General features: G+C 51.1%; 22 protein-coding genes. 8 read left to right on the top strand and 14 right to left on the bottom strand.

Annotated elements, in window-relative coordinates; all coding sequences use genetic code 11:
• Positions 1-8: 8 nt before the first annotated feature.
• The 8 genes from C8E01_RS12745 to C8E01_RS12715 all read right to left on the bottom strand — a co-directional run bounded on the left by C8E01_RS12745 (position 9) and on the right by C8E01_RS12715 (position 7,037).
• Entirely contained in the window at positions 9-1,307 is a 1,299-nt protein-coding gene (locus C8E01_RS12745) for a hemolysin family protein (RefSeq protein ID WP_116543826.1), read from the bottom strand.
• A 13-nt stretch (positions 1,308-1,320) separates the two neighbouring features.
• Complete coding sequence (locus C8E01_RS21655) at positions 1,321-1,494, bottom strand: hypothetical protein (RefSeq protein WP_165820629.1); 174 nt, start codon at positions 1,492-1,494, stop codon at positions 1,321-1,323.
• On the bottom strand, positions 1,494-2,030 hold the full coding sequence (gene lptC / locus C8E01_RS12740; protein WP_243409556.1) for an LPS export ABC transporter periplasmic protein LptC: 537 nt from the start codon (positions 2,028-2,030) through the stop codon (positions 1,494-1,496). The genes C8E01_RS21655 and lptC overlap by 1 nt, the downstream gene beginning before the upstream one ends.
• Before the next feature lie 94 nt (positions 2,031-2,124).
• Complete coding sequence (locus C8E01_RS12735; RefSeq protein ID WP_116543825.1) at positions 2,125-3,420, bottom strand: hypothetical protein; 1,296 nt, start codon at positions 3,418-3,420, stop codon at positions 2,125-2,127.
• Entirely contained in the window at positions 3,413-4,135 is a 723-nt protein-coding gene (locus C8E01_RS12730) for a type III pantothenate kinase (RefSeq protein WP_116543824.1), read from the bottom strand. Before C8E01_RS12730 ends, C8E01_RS12735 begins: the two co-directional genes overlap by 8 nt.
• A gap of 4 nt (positions 4,136-4,139) precedes the next feature.
• Positions 4,140-5,984, bottom strand: coding sequence for a pseudouridine synthase (locus C8E01_RS22070; RefSeq protein WP_116543823.1), 1,845 nt, complete (start codon positions 5,982-5,984; stop codon positions 4,140-4,142).
• Between the two features lie 90 nt (positions 5,985-6,074).
• Positions 6,075-6,635: an SMC-Scp complex subunit ScpB gene (gene scpB / locus C8E01_RS12720; RefSeq protein ID WP_116543822.1), complete on the bottom strand. Its 561-nt coding sequence runs from the start codon at positions 6,633-6,635 to the stop codon at positions 6,075-6,077.
• Positions 6,636-6,647: 12 nt separating this feature from the next.
• Entirely contained in the window at positions 6,648-7,037 is a 390-nt protein-coding gene (locus C8E01_RS12715) for a TraR/DksA family transcriptional regulator (RefSeq protein ID WP_116543821.1), read from the bottom strand.
• A 345-nt stretch (positions 7,038-7,382) separates the two neighbouring features.
• Between C8E01_RS12715 and C8E01_RS12710 the strand changes: the two genes are divergently transcribed.
• Positions 7,383-7,979: a DUF3575 domain-containing protein gene (locus tag C8E01_RS12710; protein WP_116543820.1), complete on the top strand. Its 597-nt coding sequence runs from the start codon at positions 7,383-7,385 to the stop codon at positions 7,977-7,979.
• A 94-nt stretch (positions 7,980-8,073) separates the two neighbouring features.
• On the opposite strand, the gene ribH is transcribed toward C8E01_RS12710, so the two are convergent.
• The 3 genes from ribH to pdhA form a co-directional block, all read right to left on the bottom strand.
• Entirely contained in the window at positions 8,074-8,550 is a 477-nt protein-coding gene (gene ribH, locus C8E01_RS12705; protein WP_116543819.1) for a 6,7-dimethyl-8-ribityllumazine synthase, read from the bottom strand.
• A 171-nt stretch (positions 8,551-8,721) separates the two neighbouring features.
• Positions 8,722-9,441 (bottom strand): tetratricopeptide repeat protein, encoded by a 720-nt coding sequence (locus tag C8E01_RS12700; RefSeq protein ID WP_116543818.1) that lies wholly within the window; start codon positions 9,439-9,441, stop codon positions 8,722-8,724.
• Positions 9,442-9,558: 117 nt separating this feature from the next.
• Positions 9,559-10,605: a pyruvate dehydrogenase (acetyl-transferring) E1 component subunit alpha gene (gene pdhA, locus C8E01_RS12695; RefSeq protein ID WP_116543817.1), complete on the bottom strand. Its 1,047-nt coding sequence runs from the start codon at positions 10,603-10,605 to the stop codon at positions 9,559-9,561.
• 131 nt (positions 10,606-10,736) lie between these two features.
• Here pdhA and recF point away from each other — a divergent pair, with 131 nt between their 5' ends.
• From recF to C8E01_RS12670, 5 genes are all read left to right on the top strand, one after another.
• A complete protein-coding gene (gene recF / locus C8E01_RS12690) occupies positions 10,737-11,843 on the top strand; it encodes a DNA replication/repair protein RecF (RefSeq protein WP_116543816.1) in 1,107 nt (368 codons plus the stop codon).
• Positions 11,844-11,893: 50 nt separating this feature from the next.
• A complete protein-coding gene (locus tag C8E01_RS12685) occupies positions 11,894-12,217 on the top strand; it encodes a DUF721 domain-containing protein (RefSeq protein ID WP_116543815.1) in 324 nt (107 codons plus the stop codon).
• A 30-nt stretch (positions 12,218-12,247) separates the two neighbouring features.
• On the top strand, positions 12,248-12,910 hold the full coding sequence (locus C8E01_RS12680) for a hypothetical protein (protein ID WP_116543814.1): 663 nt from the start codon (positions 12,248-12,250) through the stop codon (positions 12,908-12,910).
• Between the two features lie 55 nt (positions 12,911-12,965).
• The gene (locus C8E01_RS12675) at positions 12,966-13,526 is read left to right on the top strand and encodes an acyl-CoA thioesterase (protein WP_116543813.1); all 561 of its coding nucleotides are present in this window, start codon (positions 12,966-12,968) and stop codon (positions 13,524-13,526) included.
• A gap of 185 nt (positions 13,527-13,711) precedes the next feature.
• Positions 13,712-15,091, top strand: a complete 1,380-nt coding sequence (locus C8E01_RS12670) for a M20/M25/M40 family metallo-hydrolase (RefSeq protein ID WP_116543812.1) — start codon at positions 13,712-13,714, stop codon at positions 15,089-15,091.
• A gap of 76 nt (positions 15,092-15,167) precedes the next feature.
• On the opposite strand, the gene C8E01_RS12665 is transcribed toward C8E01_RS12670, so the two are convergent.
• From C8E01_RS12665 to C8E01_RS12655, 3 genes are all read right to left on the bottom strand, one after another.
• Positions 15,168-15,782 (bottom strand): head GIN domain-containing protein, encoded by a 615-nt coding sequence (locus tag C8E01_RS12665; protein ID WP_243409555.1) that lies wholly within the window; start codon positions 15,780-15,782, stop codon positions 15,168-15,170.
• Between the two features lie 614 nt (positions 15,783-16,396).
• Positions 16,397-17,974, bottom strand: coding sequence for a rhomboid family intramembrane serine protease (locus tag C8E01_RS12660; protein ID WP_243409554.1), 1,578 nt, complete (start codon positions 17,972-17,974; stop codon positions 16,397-16,399).
• Between the two features lie 65 nt (positions 17,975-18,039).
• On the bottom strand, positions 18,040-18,222 hold the full coding sequence (locus tag C8E01_RS12655; RefSeq protein ID WP_116543810.1) for a hypothetical protein: 183 nt from the start codon (positions 18,220-18,222) through the stop codon (positions 18,040-18,042).
• Between the two features lie 232 nt (positions 18,223-18,454).
• Between C8E01_RS12655 and C8E01_RS12650 the strand changes: the two genes are divergently transcribed.
• Positions 18,455-19,270 (top strand): N-formylglutamate amidohydrolase, encoded by an 816-nt coding sequence (locus tag C8E01_RS12650; RefSeq protein WP_116543809.1) that lies wholly within the window; start codon positions 18,455-18,457, stop codon positions 19,268-19,270.
• Positions 19,249-21,123 (top strand): flavohemoglobin expression-modulating QEGLA motif protein, encoded by a 1,875-nt coding sequence (locus C8E01_RS12645; protein WP_116543808.1) that lies wholly within the window; start codon positions 19,249-19,251, stop codon positions 21,121-21,123. Before C8E01_RS12650 ends, C8E01_RS12645 begins: the two co-directional genes overlap by 22 nt.
• The last annotated feature ends 16 nt before the right edge of the window (positions 21,124-21,139 follow it).

Genomic DNA, 21,139 nt, shown 5'->3' with positions numbered 1-21,139 from the left:
GCATCTGTTTAAAATACGCCATCTGCCTGTAAGTCTGGGTCTTTGAAGAGCTTCACCGCATTGATGCGGTTTTCATCCATCGACAGGATGGTAATGGTAAAAGGCCGCAGTTCCACGACATCGCCCGGCTTGGGTATTTCGCCCAACACCGAGAAGATAAGGCCGCCCAGTGTCTCGTAATCCCCTTCGGGCAGGTTGAGCTCGTATTTATCGTTCAGGTAGTCGATCTCGTGGCGGGCGCTCAGCAGGTAGAGGTGCTTGGCCGGAAACGCCTGTTCGAGCAGTGCCTCATAGTCGTATTCGTCCTGTATCTCCCCTACGATCTCCTCAATCACGTCCTCTACCGTCACAATACCGGATGTCCCGCCGAATTCATCCACCACAACCGCCACGGTGCGGTGCTCTGTGCCGAAGCGCAGAAACAACTCGCTGGCCAGCATGCTCTCCGGCACCAGGCTCACCGGCGACAGGATCTCGCGGATGTGCTGCGGCTGCTGAAACATGGCCAGCTGGTGGCAATAGCCGATGATGTTGTCAATGGAGTCCTCATATACCAGTATCTTGGAATGCCCTGTATTGATAAAGGTATCGCGCAGCACTTCCACCGGCTCATTCACCTCCACGGCTTCTACCTCCGTGCGGGGAACCATGCACTCTCTTACACGCACTTTTTTAAATTCCAGCGCATTGTGAAATATCTCCTGGTCTACTTCCGGGGCCCCTTCCTCTACTGTGTGGTAGAGCCTGTTCTTGATGAAAGCATTCAGGTCAGTCACCCCAAACACGGGATGCTCATCTGAAAATTCCATCTTGAGAATCCGCTCGGCAATCCACTTGCTTAGCCCCATCAGCAAGATTACAACAGGGTACAGGAGGTAGTACAGCACCAGCATGGGTATGGCCAGCACGTCCAGCATGCGGTTGGGGTTGATGGCAAAAAGGCTGCGGGGAAGAAACTCGGCAGTGAGCAGTACGATAACCGAAGCCACCAGCACCTGCAGCACCAGAATAAGCGGCGCCAGTTGCAAAGGGGTGGGCAGATAGGCCTGGAGCAAGGTATAGAGTATACCTGCAATCACGAAGCCGTACAGCACCAGCGAAAGAACATAACCAATCAGGGTAGTGCCCATCAGCCGCGAAGGATGCTGCAGCAGGTGTGTGAGGATGCGCCCGGAGAAAACGTTGTTTTTCTCGTCGAGCTCTATCTGCAGTTTGTTCGCCGCCATAAATGCAATCTCTATACCTGCGAAAAAAGCACAGGCCAGCAGCGCAGCAAATAGCAACAGTATCTGGTCGGGGTCTATCATAAGATGCTACAGACTACTCGGTCTGCTTCTTCTTGCGGTAATGGTACACGATGTAGAGCATAAAGCCGATCATGTAAATCCAGTAATTGCCGGCAATGTCAGACTCCTCAATGCTTCTGTGCACGCCGATTACCATGGCCACAAAAGCCAACGACAATAAAATAGTATTAACCAGTTTTTGGTTCATTATTCTTTCAGACTGAATACGCCCGTTACTTTTTTGATCCTGTAATTGCTAAAGTCCTGGTTTGCCTCCAGACCGTGCCCCATCAGAATCTCCTCAGGCGTCGTTATTTTCACAAACTTGTCTGTGTAGATCTGGGCTTTGGCTTTGTTCCAGTACAGCTCTTCGGTTTCGAGCTTTTCCTGCTTCTGCAGATTGTGCACGATCACGTTTCCCCGCACCAGGTATAGGTCCTTGTTGCGCTCCTGCTTGCCATAGTTAGCCTGAAGCGTTGATGTCACCTTCTCTCCTTCTTCCAGAAACTCTACATCAATGCCATCCGGAAAAACCACATCGCCATTTTCGTAGTCTTCCTGCATCGGAGTCTGCAACCTCACCATCACTTTGGCTGAATCGCTGTAAAGTGTCAGCACATTGGCTGTTTCCCTAAATGGGCCTGAATATTTTTTTTCCTGGTCCGGGTCTTTCAGCTCTGTTCCGCAACCTGTCGCCAACATAGCAAACAAGACGGCCAGCACTGAAAAAATAGATCTCGGCATGCTTTTATCTTTATCGAAAGTGAAGATACTAAAAATTAAAAAAGACCGTCGTCAGAACGGCCTGTTTTAATAATGCTTTTAAAGTCGGAATAGTTTACTCTATTCTGCGTTTTACAAACCAGCGGCTGTTGATGGTCACGCCCGCACCGAACTGAAAGTAGTTCTCCGCGATCAGGCCATTGTCTGTTGTGCCTCTTTTGCCGTAGCCCATCATAACGTTAAGCTGAAAGGGGGGCTCAAAGTAATTACCCCGTCCTAATGGTAGCGTTAAGCCACCTGTAACGGCCATGTCTTTAATATTTTCACCGTTGATGCTGTATGGGCTCTGACCGTAGCGCAGGCCGCCTCGGTACGTTATACGCTTGAAGTAGCTATCGATGGCAGTTGGATCTGGCGTGTACTCGGTACCAAAGCCGATTTTATAGCTTTTGCCTAGTTCCTGTTCACCGTCCAGGTTGCGGTAGTCTGACCAGTCCTGTGTCATGAACTCCGTGCCAATGGTCAGGTTAGAACCATTGTCGTAGCTGATGGAGGCGCTCAGACTTGGTGGAACATTCACAGAGGATTCAACACTGTCTGGCAGCATCGGAGCTCCCTTAAGGGCATCACCCAGATCGCGGCGCTCGTAAGCGGATTTGCGATTTGCATTCAGGTCGGTACCTAGCGTGTAAACTGCTCCTGCGCTCATAAAGGCTTTATCAGCTATTTTCTTGCGGTAGTTGGCTCCACCCCTGAAAATAAAATCTGTATACCTAGTGCGCTCCACGTAAGCCACTCGCTCCAGCGACGTGTTGCTGATCGATGTATCCGCTACGATAGAGGAAGACTCCTGTGAGATGGTGCCAAACAAGTATGAGGCGCTGGCACCAATGGTTAGCCCATCAGCAATTCTGACACCATGCCCAAAGTAAAGTTCTGAAATGTCGCCCTCTCCACTATACTCATTGATCACGACGGCTTCCTGTCTGTTAGGCAGGGAGCCCATGTTTTTGATGCTGTATTCAACCGAGCTGTAAGGCCTTAAGCTGATTGCTGAACTCCAACGCTTGGTAATAGGAACTCCCAACGTCATATAAGTCAGGTTGGCGTCGCCGTCGCGCTGCGACTGGCTGGCGTTTTTCAAGGTCTTATACCTGCCGGCTATACCTATATCAAACACTGTGATGCTATTGTAATATAGAAGTGCCGGGTTAGCGGTATTGGAGTGAAAGCTGTTTCCAGTGCTTACGCCCACATCGCCCATAGCTGCCGTTCGCAAATTGCCTAAGTTTGTGTTGAGTTCTCCTAATCCGTAGCGGGAGTAAGGCGAGTTACCAATGCTTTGCGCCTGCACGCCCTGCGCGAGGCACAGCACGGATGCGCAAATAAGTAAACGGAGCGTTTTATACATTATGTCTTAATATTCTTTGCAGTCCAATCAGGACCAGTTCAGGAATTACAAAGATGGGGTGTTTTATGGTACTTTCAAAAAATCCAGCGTCTCCACCACAAAGTATAACCACCAGTTTATCTGATTTTTGCCGATATGCGCTGATCATACCTTCTACTTCTGCCACCGTACCACCCAGCACACCGCTCTCCAGCGACTCTTGTGTGGTCTGTCCGATCAAAGGAAAATTTTCGTGGATTCCTTGTACTAACGGAAGGCGGCCTGTAAAATTATGCAGCGCTTTGAATTTCATTTGGATGCCGGGCGCTATACCTCCGCCCTGGTAATGGCCGTGCTCATCTATAAAGTCATAGGTGATGGCTGTGCCTGCATCGATTGTGAGGCAATTGCGCCCAGGAAAGAAATAGTGAGCTGCTACAGCGGCAGCCATGCGGTCGGCACCCAGTGTTGCGGGGGTTTTGTAATCGTTGGAAACAGGCAGGGCTGTCTGCGCCGAAAGCTCAATAATGCTTCCGGACACTGACAGCCCTGCTTTTATTTGTTCCACTGCGCCACCGCTCACCGAGGCAATAATGGCATTGTCAAAAGTCTGGCTTGCCACCTCTTGGGGTAGCCCTTCCTGTTCTTTAAAACTGCCTTGCGAGACAAGGGCGTCTTCTTCGAAAACACCGTATTTGCCTCCTGTGTTGCCTATGTCAAGGACGATGCTGCGCATGCGCTTACATAAAGTATTTCAGACGAATCACTTCTTTTTCGGTCAGGTAACGCCACTCGCTGCGCGGCAGGTCCTTCTTGGTCAGGCCAGCATACTGCACACGGTCCAGTGTTACTACATCATAACCCAAGTGCTCGAAAATACGACGCACAATGCGGTTACGGCCAATATGGATCTCCAGTCCAAGGAACTTCTTAGAGTCACCCAGCATGGCCACATCGTCCACCATTGCTTTGCCGTCTTCCAGTTCCACGCCTTCCACTACTTTCTGGAAATCGTCTTTGGTGATCGGTTTGTCCAGCTCTACCTGGTAGATTTTCTTGATCTCGTTTGATGGGTGCGTCAACTTCTGAGCCAGTTCCCCGTCGTTGGTAAACAGCAACAGACCAGTTGTGTTGCGGTCCAGGCGGCCTACCGGGAAAATACGCTCTTTCGAGGCTTTCTCCACCAGGCTCATCACGGTCTTACGCCCTTCCGGGTCTTCTGTAGTCGTGATAAAGTCTTTCGGCTTGTTGAGCAGCACATATACCATCTTCTCGCGGCTCAGTACTTTTTTGCCGTAAGTAACGGTATCAGAAGGCTGTACCTTGAAACCCATTTCGGTTACTGCTTCACCATTCACCTTGATTTCGCCTGACAGAATCAGTTCATCTGCCTCGCGACGGGAACATACCCCGGCATTGGCGATGTAACGGTTCAGACGGATGCTCCCGTCCTCATCTTCGCCTTTGCGGTTGGTCTTCTTGATGCGCGGATTATCCTTGTAGCGACGCAGGTCATAGTTCGGCGTCTCTGGCTCTCTCTCTGAGTCAGAGCTGCGATCGAAGCTACGGCCACGGCGCTCCTCGCCCCCTTCGCTAGACTTATCTTTGCGGTCGAACGATCTGCGTTCGCCTCCTTCGCGTCGATCACCAAAACTGCGGCGCTCACCGCCTTCTCTGCGATCGCCTCCGAAAGAACGTCTCTCGCTACGCTCACCACCTTCACGACGGTCACCTCCAAAGCTACGACGCTCGCCGCGGTCTTCTCTTTCACCACCTTCTCTGCGATCACCATAAGGCTTACGCTCCCTGTCTCCACCGAAAGAACGGCCTTCACCGCTCTCTCTTCTGTCTCCGTACGGCTTGCGCTCACCACCTTCGCGGCGATCGCCGTATGGCTTGCGCTCTCTGTCACAGCCTTCACGGCGGTCGTTGCCAAATGATCGGCGTTCGCCTCTTTCTTCACGGTTTTCACCGAATGAACGTCGCTCACCACCTTCTTCTCTATTGTCGCGGCTAAAGGACTTTCTCTCACCACGCTCAGAGTCAAAGCGGCGCTCGCCGCCTTCTTTGCGATCGCCATAGGATCTGCGTTCGCCTCCTTCGCGTCGATCACCGTAGGGCTTACGCTCCCGGTCTCCTCCGAAAGAGCGACGTTCGCCACCCTCTTTCCTGTCGCCATATGGCTTGCGCTCGCGATCACCACCGAAAGAGCGTCTTTCGCCGCCTTCTTTGCGGTCACCGTAAGACTTGCGTTCGCGATCGCCTCCGAAAGAACGGCCTTCACCACCCTCTCTGCGATCTCCGTACGATTTTCTTTCCCCTCCTTCGCGGCGCTCTCTGTCGCCTCCAAAGCTGCGGCGCTCACCACCTTCGCGGCGGTCGCCGTACGATTTGCGGTCTCCGCGGTCTTCTCTTCTGTCGTTCCCGTAAGAGCGGCGCTCTCCGCCATCTCTGCCTTCGCCTTTATCTCTTCTGTTAAATATCTTCTTTTCACCGCGATCGTTGTACGGTCTGCCTGACTCATTTCTGTCAGACGATCTTCTGCCTTCGCCGTCGCGTGAAGGTCTTTCGTTTTCTGTTGCCATTGTCTAATTATTATCGATGCAGTATCGCTACTGTACCTGTGTGCAGTATATTATAAGCTAGTATACTCTCTATTAAGTGATGTGGGTTCGCTAATCGGAAGCTTCGCCAATCATATTCTCTTCTGTGGCGAAGTCCTTTAGCTGCGGGAGGTCTTTGATGTGGTTGATACCGAAGTAGTCCATGAATTTTTGAGACGTGCCGTACAATACGGGTCTCCCAATGGTTTCGGCCTTACCTTTAATTTCGATAAGTTCTTTCTCTAGTAGTTTGTGAATGGCATAATCGCAGCCTACGCCACGAATCTGCTCTACAGCCGAGCGGGTTATCGGCTGCTTGTAGGCAATAATTGCCAGCGTCTCCAGAGAAGACGCTGACAATTTCTTTTTTGATTTGTGCTTCAGGTAAGTGCTTACCGTCTCCTGGTACTCCGGTTTGGTCAGGAACTGGTAGCCACCACCTATGGCATATATCTGAAAGGCAAAACCAGCTTCGGCCAATTGCTCGTTGATGTTCTCAACGGCCTCTAGCACGTCCCCTACGAGCACCTCCATTTGCAGCGACTCCGTGAGGCAGCGCTGAATCTCTTCGATGCTTATGGGCGATTGGGCACAAAAAACCAGTGCCTGAATATGGTTCTGCAGTATATTCAAAGTGTAAAATTACTAGTCGTTACGCTGAAGCTTGGCCTCGATGGTGTGCTGTGTGTGTGGTACGGCACGCAGTCTCTCTTTCGGAATCAGCTTACCCGTCACGATGCAAACACCGTAAGTGCCGTTTTTGATGCGGATCAGCGCATTCTCCAGCTGCTGGATAAACTTCATCTGACGCGATGCCAACTGGTTCAGGCTTTCCTTCTCGGCTGTGTCTGCACCGTCTTCCAATACCTTGGTCGGAGATGCCGTGTTATCCGTGCCCGAGTCGTTTTTGCGGCTCAGGGTCTCTTTGATAAAAGACACTTCCTTGCGCGCATTTGTCAGCTTCTCCTGAATGATTGCTTCAAATTCTGCCAATTCCTCACGGGAATACCGTTGTTTCTCTTCGTTTGAATTCATGATACTATCTTAGAACTAGGTTATAGTTTTTTGTCTTGATTCTCGAAAAACCGCCCCTGTGTTGTGTTTGCGCTTGTGCCTACTCAACAGCAAAGGGTACATTTTAGTTTACCGCTTTAAACTTATACCCAAAAACCGAACCACGCTGATGTTCAGGTTATTATTTAAGCTAAATTTCGTGCAAAAATAGAAGTTATATCTATAATTTGCTACCTGCCTTCTCTATTTTAATTTTAATTTTGTCTTTCCACTCTTTTATTAGATTCGCTTAAATACTGGAATGGAACTTGCTGCTAGCCTGAAATAGCATCTGCCCATTTTTTTTCGGAATACACATCTCATTATATGAAAAACAAGATTATACTAGCTTTTGCCGCTGCGGCACTTCTTTTTATACCTGCTCAACAGGCTCATGCTCAGGCACAACAGCCAAATAGAGCCGTCATTAAGGTGAATCCTTTGAGTGCCTTTGCGCTTACAGGATCGGGCTTTTTAGAGTACGCCATCACTGATAACCTGAGTGCTCAGCTAGGCGCTTCTGTTACCGGTGTATCTATTTCTAATATAAAGTTTAGTGGTTATGGCTTTACGCCTGAGGTGCGGTACTATTTTTCTGAAAATAAAGTGGCTCCTATGGGACCCTATGTGGCGGGCTATGGCCGTATCAGGAGCTTTAAACTGACTGCAGAGAAGCAGGACGAAGAAGGCCGGGACTACAGCGCCACTTACAAACCAATAGGAGCCGGTGTGGCCATTGGCAACCAGTGGATATTCAACAGCGGCTTTACATTCGATGCGTTTCTGGGTGCTGGCTACAACGGTGGCAACCTAAAGGTGAACATTGGAACAGAAGAAGACTTTGATACAGGTATAATTGGCGATATGCTGCTGGGAGGCGGTTTTTCCGTTCGGCCAGGTATAGCGATCGGCTATAATTTTTAACCTCCTATACCTGTACCCCCTTGTATAAAATCAAAAAGGCCCTTGCTCGTAATAGCAAGGGCCTTTTCGTTATACCTCTATACCTGCTCCTGGTCTAGAAGCTCAGCATGTGAATGGCTGCTGCGGCTGCCTCTACGCCTTTATTACCGTGCTTGCCACCCGCTCTATCCAGTGCCTGCTCCAGGTTGTTGGTAGTAACGAGGCCAAACGAGACAGGCTTGTTGAACTTAAGGGACACATTGGTGAGGCCATTGGCCACCGCATGGTTGATGTAGTCGTCATGCTTGGTATCTCCTTTGATTACTACACCGATGCAGATCACCGCATCTATCTCTTCCTGCATAGCCAGGAATTGTGCACCCAGTGTTAGCTCGAAGCTGCCGGGCACCGTATTCCGGAAAATGTTTTCCTTTTTGGCACCATGCTGCAGCAAAGTATCAATAGCGCCTGCGCACAGCACATCTGTTATGTCGTGGTGCCAGTCGGCCACTACAATGCCGAATCTCTTTTCAGATATATCGCCGAAGCCCTCTTTCTTGTAGTCGTTCAGGTTTTTGAGAGAAGTAGCCATATGATGAATTGTTGATGGTTAAATGGTTGATGGTTGGGCCCGCAGGTATGGAACGTACCAGTTAGAGTACAGGTATAGCCATTAGACTCTAGACCGCTATTACAAAAAAAGAAGCGCTTTTGCCGGTAAGACAAAAGCGCTTTTTATATTCAGGCATTCGCCTATAGGATCTTAGTTAGCAGCTGCGCCGGTCATTGCCTCGGCACGCGCCTTAAACTTCTTGGCATCTGTTACTTCAGCCGACGTCACAAAATCCTTGATGATCTTGTCGTACGTATTGGCAGCGGCCTGGAAGTCGTTGGCAGCTTCGTAAGCTACTGCAGCCTTCATCAGGTACTGTGGAGAGAAGTAAGCGTTGCTGTTGTGGTTCGCAGCTTTGTTGTACAGGTCAGCGGCCTCCTTGTACTTGCCCTGCTCTGAAAGTGCATCACCTGTCAGGCTGTAAGCACGAGCCTGCAACAGGTAATCATCCGATTTGAAATCTTCTAAATGAGACTGCGCCTCGGCAAAATTTCCCTGCTTCAGTAAAGCAACACCAGCATAGAACCTGGCCAGGTTGCCAGCTTCTGTTCCGCTATACTCATCCGCCACGCTCAGCAAACCGTCGTACTGACCATCGCCGTTCAGGGCTTTGTTCAGTGAGTCGGCTTCAAAGTAATAAACCGCCTGGAACATGGCCTCGTGTGCCTCCTGGTTTTGGGTGGTGCGGTGATTGTAATATAGGAAACCTGCAACAATAATAGCGGCAATGGCGGCAAACACACCGAGCAGCTTGGTTTTGTTTTTCTTCACGAAATCCTCAGAACCCGTTGTCAGGCGCTCTGCCAACGCATCCGGATTTTCTACCAGCTCCTCAAACTCGCTGTGCTTCTGTACTGTCTCTTTTGCCATTAGTTTAATTGAAATAAGAACTCAAAAATAGAAATTAAAAGCGATTCGTTCCAAATCTCATAAGATCAGAACATCAAATTTATGTTTTTTAATTCCTAATCCTTAATTATTTAAAATTTAGTCCATTATGTATGGATAGTCCGGCTCCACGTAAATGTCGGTGTACAGCTCAGACGGATCCGGATATGGCGATTCTTCGGCAAATTTAACAGCCTCGGCTACGATCTGCTTCTGCTTCTCGTCTATCTCGTCCAGCTCCTCTTCTGTCGCCCAGCCGTTTTTCAGGATAGTCGCTTTTACAGATTCGATGGAGTCGCGGCCTTTGTAGTCTTCCAGCTCCTCTTTGGTTCTATACTTGGCAGGGTCTGACATGGAGTGACCTTTGTAGCGGTAGGTCTTGAACTCGAGCAAAGTAGGTCCTTCGCCGGCACGGGCACGCTCAGCAGCTTTCGCCACGGCGTTGTGCACGTTCTCTACGCTCATGGCCTCTACCGGCTCAGATGGCATTTCGTAGGCATGGCCCAGTTTGTACAGGTCGTTCACGTTAGACGTACGCGTTACCGAAGTACCCATCGCGTAGCCGTTGTTCTCGATCACGAAGATCACGGGCAGTTTCCAGGTCATGGCCATGTTCAGGGCCTCGTGGAACGCACCTTGGCGCACCGCACCGTCACCCATGTAGCAAATGCACAGCTTGCCTGTCTTGTTATACTTCTCAGCGAAAGCCAGACCTGCGCCAAGTGGCACCTGACCGCCTACGATACCGTGACCGCCTACGAAGTTTACTTCTTTGTCGAACATGTGCATCGAGCCACCTTTGCCTTTAGAGCAACCAGTAACCTTGGCAAACATTTCGGCCATTACGGCACCCGGCGATGTGCCAAGGGCCAGTGGGTGTGCGTGGTCACGGTAGGCTGTAATCCACTTGTCGCCTTTCTCAAGGGCTGTTACGGCACCAGCCACACAAGCCTCCTGGCCGATGTAAAGGTGGCAAAAGCCTTTGATTTTCTGCTGGCCATACAGCTGGCCTGTTTTTTCTTCGAAGCGGCGGATGAGTTTCATCGACTCGTACCACCACATGTAAGTCTCTTTTGAAAATGTTGGTTCAGCCTGTACCTTTGCTTTCTGCGACTTCGCTTTTGCCTTTTCTTTCGTATCAGCCATGGGTATTTGTGTATCGTTATTGTTGTCCGTACAGCTTTTTTAGCGAGATTCGACCTCAATTAGCGGCAAATCAGCTTACTGTCGGGTTTTAGCATGCGAAATTAAGGAAAAAGAAATCAAAGAAGAAACTAATGCTCCTCGAAAATCTAAGTCTGCTGTTTTTCAAGAACTACGACGACGCTAACATTAGTTTCTCGCCGCACATCAATTGCTTTATCGGCGACAACGGCAGCGGCAAGACCAACCTGCTCGATGCCATCCATTACCTCTCCATGACGCGCAGCGCCTTCAACAGCTCCGATGCCCTCAACATCAAGCAAGGCGAAGAGTATTTTATGGTGAAAGGGCGCTTTAAAATAGAGGAAGAGAAACACACTGTGACCTGCAGTCTGAAGCAGGGCCAGAAGAAGTCGGTGGTGCACAACAAAGTGGCTTATGAGAAGATGAGCGACCACATCGGCCGTTTCCCGGTGGTGCTGATCTCGCCTTACGATACCGATTTGATCCGGGAGGGCAGCGAGGAGCGCCGCAAGTACTTCGACAGCCTGATCTCGCAGCTCAACCATACCTACCTGGAGCAGCTGATCCAGTACAACTACATCCTCAAGCAGCGCAACTCTTTGCTCAAGCAGTTTGCCGAGCGCCGCTACTACGACCGCGACTACCTGCATATCCTCAACGAGCAGTTGGTGCCGCTAGGCGAGCAATTAGCGCAGGAGCGTCTGGCCTTTCTGGAGAGCTTTGAGCCGGTATTCCAAAAGCACTACCGCCACATCTCCGACAGCCACGAGACTGTAACGCTCACCTACAAAAGCCAACTGCCCGGCGCTAACTTTGCCCAACTATTGGAACTGGCTGAGCAGAAGGACCGCGCCCTGCAGCGTACCACAGTGGGCACGCATAAAGACGATTTCGTGTTCCTGATGGACGGCAATCCCGTGAAGAACTTCGGCTCACAGGGACAGCAGAAGAGTTATGTGATTGCCCTGAAGCTGGCGCACTTCGAGGTCATGGACGAGCGCCAGCGCCACAAGCCCCTCCTCCTCCTCGACGACATATTCGACCGTCTCGACGAGAAGCGCATCACCAAGCTCATGCAAATGGTCGCCGCCCATACCTTCGGCCAGATTTTTTTGACTGACACCCACCTGGAGAGAACGGATAAAATACTCTCTGGACTATCCGAGCAGATCCGTAGATTTGAGGTGAAAGAGGGAGCGGTGAAAGTAATTGCTTAATTTGCACCTTCAAGTTCCACTCAACCACTCATTCAAAAACTAACCACCCTGTGCGCTACTACAAGAAGAAAGAGGAGATTGCGAAGCGAAAGGCTGACGTGCAGACCATCGGCGACAGCATCAAAGGGTTGCTGAAAGCCTACCGGCTGCAGGGCAAGCTCAATGAGGTGGACCTGGTGCAGCGTTGGGAGGAAATCATGGGCAAGCCCATCGCCATGAAAACGAAGGAGCTATACTTCCGGGATCAGAAACTGTTTGTGCGCCTCACCTCCGCACCACTCAAGCACGAGCTCAACATGTCGAAAAGCAAAGTGGTAGAGCTTCTCAACCGCGCCATGGGTGACGAAGTGGTGAAAGAAGTAGTATTTTTGTAGGCCCTATACCTGATTGGCTGCTTCCCTTTTATGAGAAATCTTGCGTTTTTAATCCCGTCGGTGCTATTCTTGAGCATGAGTTTGGGCTGTGAGCAAAGTAAACGGGGCCTGACAGAAGCCAACGGCATTACGATCGAGTCAGCAGAAGAAACGATCAAGGACACATCCTCTGCTATAGCTGCCTCTGAAGCTGAAATCCAATACGAGCAACAAACAGCAACTGAGCGCACAGCCATTGTGTGCGAGGAAAAAGACGAGGACAATCCTGGCTCTGAAGATCCGATCATTGTCAGAACTTGCACTTATAACAGCTATAAATCGGTGGCCACGGGCATGCCCGACTATAAAGGCCGCTACAGCTGGGAACACACCCTATATAAGTTGGAAAACGATGCGTATGTGCCGATAAGCAACGCCTCCTTGTTCAACGAAAAACGAAATGACTTGCTCCGGCAGGTCAACCAACGGATACTGGCAGAGTACCACCTCTTCCTAAGCGACCCTGACTTCAGTGACTGTTTTACGATGGCTGAGTCTATACCTGAATTCGGGTATGAGGATCTGAATATAGGCTTTGAGGATGATCAGCTCATTTTTCATGCCTCACTTGGCTTGCCTGAGGCTTGTCTTTCGATAGACGGTGCTTCTGTTTCTTTTAAACTTTCCGAAGTAGCTCCTTATTTGCAGGAGTAGCATACCCCTCCTCTACTTGCCCCGTATACCTTGCCAAAACATTTTCTGTACACGCATGGCTATACCTGCATTCCGACCTGTTTCGTATTCACGCACCACTCTTACCGAGCTTATGATTCCGAGCTATGCCAACTTCGGTGGCAAGATACATGGTGGCATTCTGCTCTCGCTCATGGACAAAGTGGCTTATGCCTGCTCTGCCAAACATGCCGGTAACTACTGCGTGACCGTAACAGTGGATGGCGTGCACTTCCTGCAGCCCGTGGAAGTGGGCGAACTGGTTTCGCTGCTGGCTTCGGTGAACTATGTGGGCAATACGTCGCTGATGGTAGGTATAAAGGTGATTGCCGAAAACGTAAAAACAGGCATGGTTAAGCACACAAACACTTCATACTTTACCATGGTGGCCAAAGGCGACGACGACAAGCCCACGCAGGTGCCGGGCCTGATACTGGAGAACCAGGATGATGCGCGGCGGTTTTTGGAGGCGATTAAGCGGCGTGAGCTGGCCCAGCGCTACCAGTCAGAGTTTGCTGAGGCCAAGCATGGTATTGCCGTCGAAGCTGAACTCTATAAACTTGCGGGCGAGCGCTGCCAGCTTGCTTTCAAACAGTAGGCCAGCTTGGGTGATTTATATCTCCGATTGGATTCTTCTGCTATACCTGCTATTGCTTGCGCTTTGGCACAGCCTTTCTTTTCGTTCTTCCCCGAAGCTGCTTATATTTAAAAACTAAATCTAATCGAACCAGTTTAGCATTAACTCTAAACAATTAAGCACTTAACTGACCTCACCTAACACCAATGACCCACAAAACGAAGTTCACCCGACTGCTGGCGCTTTGCATGCTGGCAGGGCTATACCTGAGCCAAACCGTGGCCGTACAGGCCCAAGCCGCACAAGACGAAGAGATTCAGAAAATGGTAGGCGAAGTGTCAGCAGACAACCTGCGGACGCTTGTTGAGAAAATGGTTTCCTTTGAAACCCGCCACTCCCTGAGCTCCACCACTGACAAGAAAAGAGGTATAGGCGCCGCCCGCGAGTGGGTAAAATCGGAGTTTGAGAAATACGCCAAAGCCTCCAACGGTCGTATGACGGTGGACATGGACCGCTATATTGTGAAGGGCGATGGCCGCCGTATACCACAGGACGTGGAGATGGCCAACGTGGTCGCTACCCTCAAAGGCGCTGACCCGAACGATGACCGCGTGATCATTGTAGCCGGTCACCTCGACTCCCGCGCCACCGACGTGATGGACGCCAAAAGCAAAGCCCCCGGTGCCAACGACGATGCCTCCGGAGTGGCTATAGTGATGGAAATGGCCCGCGTGATGGCTTCGCGCCAGTTTCCGGCAACACTCGTGTTTGTTGCTTTTCAGGGCGAAGAGCAGGGCTTGTACGGTTCCCGCCACATGGCGGAACGTGTTAAGAAAGAGGGCTGGAACCTGGTGGCCGTGCTCAACAACGACATCGTGGGCAACTCCTACTCCGCTGAAATGGGCATTCACGACAACACCCGCGTGCGTGTGTTCAGTGAGGCCACTCCTTCCAACGAAACGGAAGAGCAGGCCCGCCTGCGCCGCACGCTGGGCTCAGAGAACGACGGCCCAAGCCGCAACCTGGCCCGCTACATGAAAATGACCGGTGAGGCGTACGTAGACCAGATCGAGGTAGTGCTCGGCTACCGCCCGGATCGCTTTCTGCGTGGCGGCGACCATACGCCATTTAACCAGCAGGGCTATGCCGCTGTGCGCATGAGCGAGATGAACGAGGACTTCGATCACCAGCACCAGGACGTGCGCAAAGAGAACGGCAAGCAGTACGGCGACCTGACAGAGTTTATGGACTTCGAGTACCTGCGCAAAAATACAGCTGTGAACCTGGCCACCATGGCAAACCTGGGCCGGGCACCGCAAACGCCCGAAAAAGTGGGTGTGCTCACCGCCAACCTCACCAACAAAACGGACTTGAAATGGGACGCCCCCACAAAAGGCAAAAAACCAGCCGGCTATTATATCCTGATGCGCGAAACCAGCAGCCAGACCTGGGACAAGAAGTTCTTTGTGAAAGACACGAAGGTGACGCTGCCTTACTCCAAAGACAATTACTTCTTTGCCGTGCAGTCCGCTGACGAACTTGGCCATACCAGTCTGCCGGTACTGCCGGTGCCGGTGCGCCAATAGATTTTAAACATTGATGGCATAAGAAAAGGGCAACCCAGCGGGCTGCCCTTTTCCGTTTTATATGCGATGTATTCTCTTACATTTTAGAAATTTTGGCTGCGGCCGATACGTTAGACGATACGCTTGGGTCGCCTTTGTAAGTGACTTTAGTAGCACCCGAAGCATTCACGTTCAACTCGTTTTTGGCAAATACTTTCACATTGCTGGCACCGCTTGCTTCTACGTGCACCTTCTTTGCCTCTAGCTCTAGCGCTTCTACTTTGGAGGCCCCTGACATATCCATGCGCATTTCGTCGGCACGGCCGCTCAGCATTACCTTACTGGCGCCGCTCATGTTGGCTGTCAGCTTTTTGGTGTTTAGAGCCAGCGTTACTTTGGAGCCACCGCTCAGATCCATTTTAAAAGCATCGGCCTTAAAAGTAGAGTTGCCTGTCACTTTCACGCCGCCGCTTATATCAATCATATTCAGTTCCTTAACTGATATATAAGCCTTAAGGCCTTTGTTGGTGCTGATATTGTCAGAGGTATAAATGTGGAGCACCCCATTTTTAACTTCTGTTTGGATGCTGTTGAGCAGGTTCTCCTGCGCTTCAATCCTTACGCCCTCTTTGCCGCTCTGCGTTACTTCCACTGAAAAGCCGCCGCTTACATCGACTCCTTTAAAGCCGGATACTGTTCTGTTTTGTGACACAGGCTCCCCCTCGCCTTTCAGGTTGCGGCGTTCTTGCGCCGTGGCTGTCAGGTTTGTCAGCAGAAAGGCTATTGGGCAAATGCTTTGTAAATGTTGATGGTGCTCATAGGTTTATTTTGTTTGATGGTTTCTGGTTAAGCGTGCGTCGCTTAGCAGCAGGCTATACCTTTTTCTGAAGCTTTTCACTACCTAATAGATGCAATGATTCCTCAAAGGTTGCTTGGAGCTCAGAAAAAAATGATACTATTTGATACTCCTCTGCAAAAGGAATTGCAAGGTATAGGCTGTTGCCCGAGAGATGTTTGCCGTGAAGGTGCAGCAATGATAAACAGGAAGCATTATGCCCCTTATCGCTGACTCAAGAATTTAGAAAAGGATGAATTGCAGAGCTGATTCGGATTTATCAATCCGAATTCCAACTATTGCGGGTCTGGAGAGCCGCATGTGCTGGCGCACGGGGATGTGGACATCCCCAGCAGTATACTTCGGGACATGGATATCCCGAAGAGCATTTGCTTAAACTAACGGCATCGGTAGCATACCTAAGTTATAGGTCGCTACCGATAATTGGTTAGCACATCAAGCTGAATCGAAAGTCGCGCTATTATAGCAGTTTATTTCTGTTTTGAAATTATTTCAATCACCCCGTTCTGGGCCTTTTCGCCATATTTGGCTATGGCTTCCTCGCCCTTCAGCACAGAAACCTCTTCTATTTCTTCTGAGGCTACATAATCCTCTATTTCATCAGGTGCTATACCTTCCAGTGCCTCTCCGTCGAGCACGATAAGTGGTTTTGTCTCCAGTTTAAGGCCTGTCGCTTCCTCCAGCGCTTCTGGCAGTGGCATCTCGTTCAGGTTTTCGTGTGCCGTAGTGGGCTTGCCTTCTCTCAGATCGTTTAGATCCTTCACAAAGGTGCCGATGGCCAACAACACCCGTTGCTGCTGCTTGTGCATCCAGGGCTGGTTCTTTTGGATATCGTCGCGCATCATGGTATAAGATGTCTTGCGCAGTTGCGTGTAGTTCAGCAAGATCTCTACCTCTTTTGCCTGCTGCTCGCCCAGGCCGGGCAGTTCCTGCAGCGCCGTCAGTTCTTGGATGCTCTCGTCCCACAAAGCTATACCCTGCTCCAGTCCTGGCAGGTACTTTCCCCCATTGATCAGAGTGGCATCCAACTCCATTTCCTTCATCACATCCATTGCTTTTGTTTCCCGCTCGCCAAAGCGGTCCAGCATAGTCAGGTATTTGGCATTCTCGGTCGGTATCTGCAGGTATAGGCCTACAAAAGCACCTAGCAACAGTGCCGCTGTCACAATGCTTCCGCGCAGATTATAGTCTTGCGTGAAGTATCTGCCCGAGCGCAGCATCAGCACGGCGCCGTAGGCTATACCCAGCACCAAACCACCTGTGTGGGCGGCGTTGTCTATACCTCCTTTGAGACCAAAGACCAGGTTCAGCGCAATAACGCCGAGCATGTTGTATACCATGCCTTTTTTCTCGGCCCAGGTCATCCGCCGCTCCAGCAGCACCATGGTCATGAACATGCCGAACATGCCAAAAATAGCCCCGGAGGCACCCGCGCTGATGCGCTGCTGGTCCCACCACAGGCTCGCCAGACTGCCCGCCAGTCCGCAGAGCACATAGGCCGTGACAAACTGCTTGCGACCCACCAGCGGCTCCAGCGCACCGCCTATGCTGGCCAGTGCATACATGTTCACCAGCAGGTGAATGATGCCGATGTGCAGAAACATGGACGTGAAAAGGCGCCATGGTTCTCCGGTCAGGGTATAGGGACCGAAGTTGGCGCCTGCGTTCACCAGGTCCTCTCCTTCAGGAGAAAGCACGTGCACACCTGCCAGTAGCAGCAGCACGAAAATGACAATGTTGATATTGACCAGGATAGGCGTGACAAAGTAGTGCCGCTGCGGCACAAAGAACGTCCAGAAATCCTTGAATTTGTCTGTGAGTGAGGTCGGCCCCGTGGGTTCAGGATTCAGCTGTTGCTCACGTTGTTGAAGGGCTTGCAGGGTATCCTGCTTTATTTGCTCCAGATTTGGAGCCTGAATGTTTCTTCTTTCAATCTCAGCGATCACGGCCAGTATAGCTTCCGGCTCGTATGCTGCATGTTCTCCTAAAATTTTCAGCAGTTGCTCGTCCTCTTTTTCAGAGGCCACTGCTGCATAACCATTTTCCATCTACAAACCTTATTCTCTTTCTGTAAAGATAAGGCCGCGGACTCATTATGCAAACACAGGGGATATTAACGGGTAGAGGCGACCATCACCTTTCCTACCAGCAGAGCTCCGCTTAACCCGATGGCATACCACAAACCGAGTACAAAGGATTCTGATAGAAAGAGTCCTCCGTTTCTCAGGCTCTGCATCAGCAGCACCACCGAAAAGATTGCAATAGCTAATAGCGCATTTTTGTAAAACTGACGCATAGGCACCTATGGTTTATGGTAAAACAATTGGTATATAGCTATACTTTATAGTACCATATTTTGTTATAGACTTCTAAATCTATTTATTTCTGATCAATCTACAAACTATCTCGGGTTAAGCTTTCGCTCTATTATTATAAATTGTTTGTGACTGAATATCAAGGTTTAAACAAATATGCCTGTTAAATAACCTTAGGTATAAATATCGGGTAAATGTTTCCAAAAAGATTTTATGCCTGGTTCTAAACAATCACAATCCTTTTATACCCTTACTACCGGACAAAGTCCACTCGTAGCCACTGCCATACACGACGGCCACCGCTTGCGCGACAACATCAGCTCTCTTTTTTCGCTCTCTTCGGATGAGCGGCTGCGCGAGGAAGACCCCTTTACAGCGGGCTGGGTAAGTATAACCGACAACCAGATAATAGGTTTAAACTCCCGCTTCGAAATGGACCTGAACCGTCCGCGTGAAAAAGCAATTTACCGCAAACCCGAAGACGCCTGGGGCCTCACCGTCTGGAAAGACAAATTACCAGAAGAACTGGCGCAGGAGTCGCTGGCCCGCTACGACCAGTTTTATACCGATGTGAAAAAGATGCTGCAAGGTATAGCCGACCGTCATGGTTGCTTTGTGGTGTACGACCTGCATACCTACAACCACCGCCGCGATGGCGCAGATGGACCGGAAGCCGACCCGCAGGAAAACCCCGAGGTGAACCTTGGCACCGGCAACATGAACCGCCAACTCTGGGCGCCCGTAGTCGATGCCTTTACCCAAAGCCTGCAGGCGTACGATTACCAGGGTCGCCACCTCGATGTGCGCGAAAACGTAAAGTTTGAAGGCGGCCATTTTATGCGCTGGATCCACGATACCTTCCCCGACCGCGCCTGTGTTATCTCCATCGAGTTCAAAAAGTTCTTCATGGACGAGTGGACCGGCAAACCGGACGAGGCGCAGCTGCAGGAAATCAGGAAAGCGCTGCAGCGAACGACAGAGCCGGTGCTAAAGGCGCGTGAACAGGTATGCAAAACCCTTTTGCCATGACCGATACCATTTCTGACATCTTCATAAAAGGCATCGTCAGGAGTTTGAAACGTGGCCGGCAGGTGCGCCGCAGATTGCCTGATGGCGGTTTGCTGCACATCGACAGGCCGCTGCCCTTTCTGGTGCTTTACCGCCACCCGGCAGGCCAGCCCGACCATGCCACTGCCGACTTTGTGAAAGCTGAAGCCGCCTACATCATCGCCCGCGAAGAGCAGACGCCCGAACTGCGGCAGCTGATAGGTGAGATAGCCAAAGCCATGGCCGACGAGTTTGGTGCTTTCATGGTGCTCGAACTCTTTGCTGCCCCGGACACCCGCCCGTCCGACAGTCCGACCTTTCGGGTGCTTGGCCCTGAGGAGGCGCTGCCCGCCACCATTCGGACGCTTAAGACCGAACTGGCCAGCATCAAAATCAGCAACCTGCCTGTTACGGTGGACACGGCCCCGAACCAAGCCTTGCTGGAAGGACCTAACAGCCTGATGAGCGAAGAAGAGCTAAAACAGCACAGTACGCTCATGCTCGGGCTCGAACTAAAACCCATTTACCGTCAAGCCGGCACCGGACAGGTATACCCCTTGCTGCAGCGCACCCTGCGCAGCCATGTATCGAGCGCCATCAAAAAGGCGGTTTTCGACTTCGTGCGTGTGCAAACCACCCATAAGCCCCAACACTTCCAGGCCTTGGGCCGGCAGGCCGTCGTGCCCGCCGTGTGGCGCATCGACAAGCAGCTGACCTCCATTAGCGACCAGTTCCGGTTTCTGTTGCTCGTCACGCCCATCAACGCCGAAGAGGCCTGGGAGGAGTTTCGCAGAAAGAAGTTCAAACAGGTGCCCAACTTTCACTATCGCCTCATGCCCGTGGACGCAGACATGCTCAAACGCAAGCTCTACAACATTCCCATTGAGAAGGTAGAAGATCCAACCCTGGCTTTCCTGTTCCGCGACAAGCGCCACGAGCTCGACAAGACGCTGAGCATGCTGGCCAACCGCAACACGCCGCATTTTCTATACAGCAGCCTGCAGTTGTTTGGTGGTGTGGACGAGCAGCTGCTGAAAGTAGCCGAAGGCATACTGGCCGCCATACCTGAGCCAGTACGTGCCGAAAATGTGCCGCTTATACCAGTAGACGAATTTGCCGCACTGGCTGAGCGCGAAATCGCTTACCTCAAAAGTCAGTACCCGGCGCTCGAATCGGGTGTGGACATACGCAAGGACATTGTCGGGCTGATTGTTTCCAAGGGCAGGCTTAACATCGGAACCGACGCTAAAATACCACGGCATCGTGCCGAAGCACTGATCCAGCACGAAGTCGGCACGCACATCCTCACCTATTTCAATGGCAAGGCGCAGCCGCTGCAGCAGCTCTATGTAGGGGCACCTGGCTACGAAGAGCTGCAGGAAGGACTGGCCGTGCTGAGCGAGTACCTGGTGGGAGGACTTGATCAGGACCGCTTGCGCATACTGGCTGCCCGTGTAGTGGCAGTGCACCACCTGACCAAAGGCTGCAGCTTTACCGAGAACTTCCTGCGCCTCAAGGAAGAGTACAGGTTCAGCGATGAAACGGCCTTTAACGTGACCATGCGCGTGCATCGGGGTGGCGGGCTCACCAAAGACGCTGTATATCTGCGCGGACTCGTGCACCTGTTGAACTACCTCAAAGAGGGACATGAACTGGAGCCACTACTGATCGGCAAAATACGGCAGGAGTACATTCCCATTGTACAGGAACTTATCTACCGGCAGGTACTGCGGCCCGTGCCCATCCGGCCGCGCTACCTCACCGACCCGGCTGTAAAACCTAAGCTTGAAAAACTTAAAACCGGGATATCAGTATTTAACCTACTGCAATCATAAAGAATAAGCCAGTATA

Origin of the sequence: Pontibacter virosus (genome assembly GCF_003096355.1) — a bacterium.
GTDB lineage: Bacteria > Bacteroidota > Bacteroidia > Cytophagales > Hymenobacteraceae > Pontibacter > Pontibacter virosus.
This window is presented reverse-complemented; position numbering and strand designations above follow the sequence as displayed.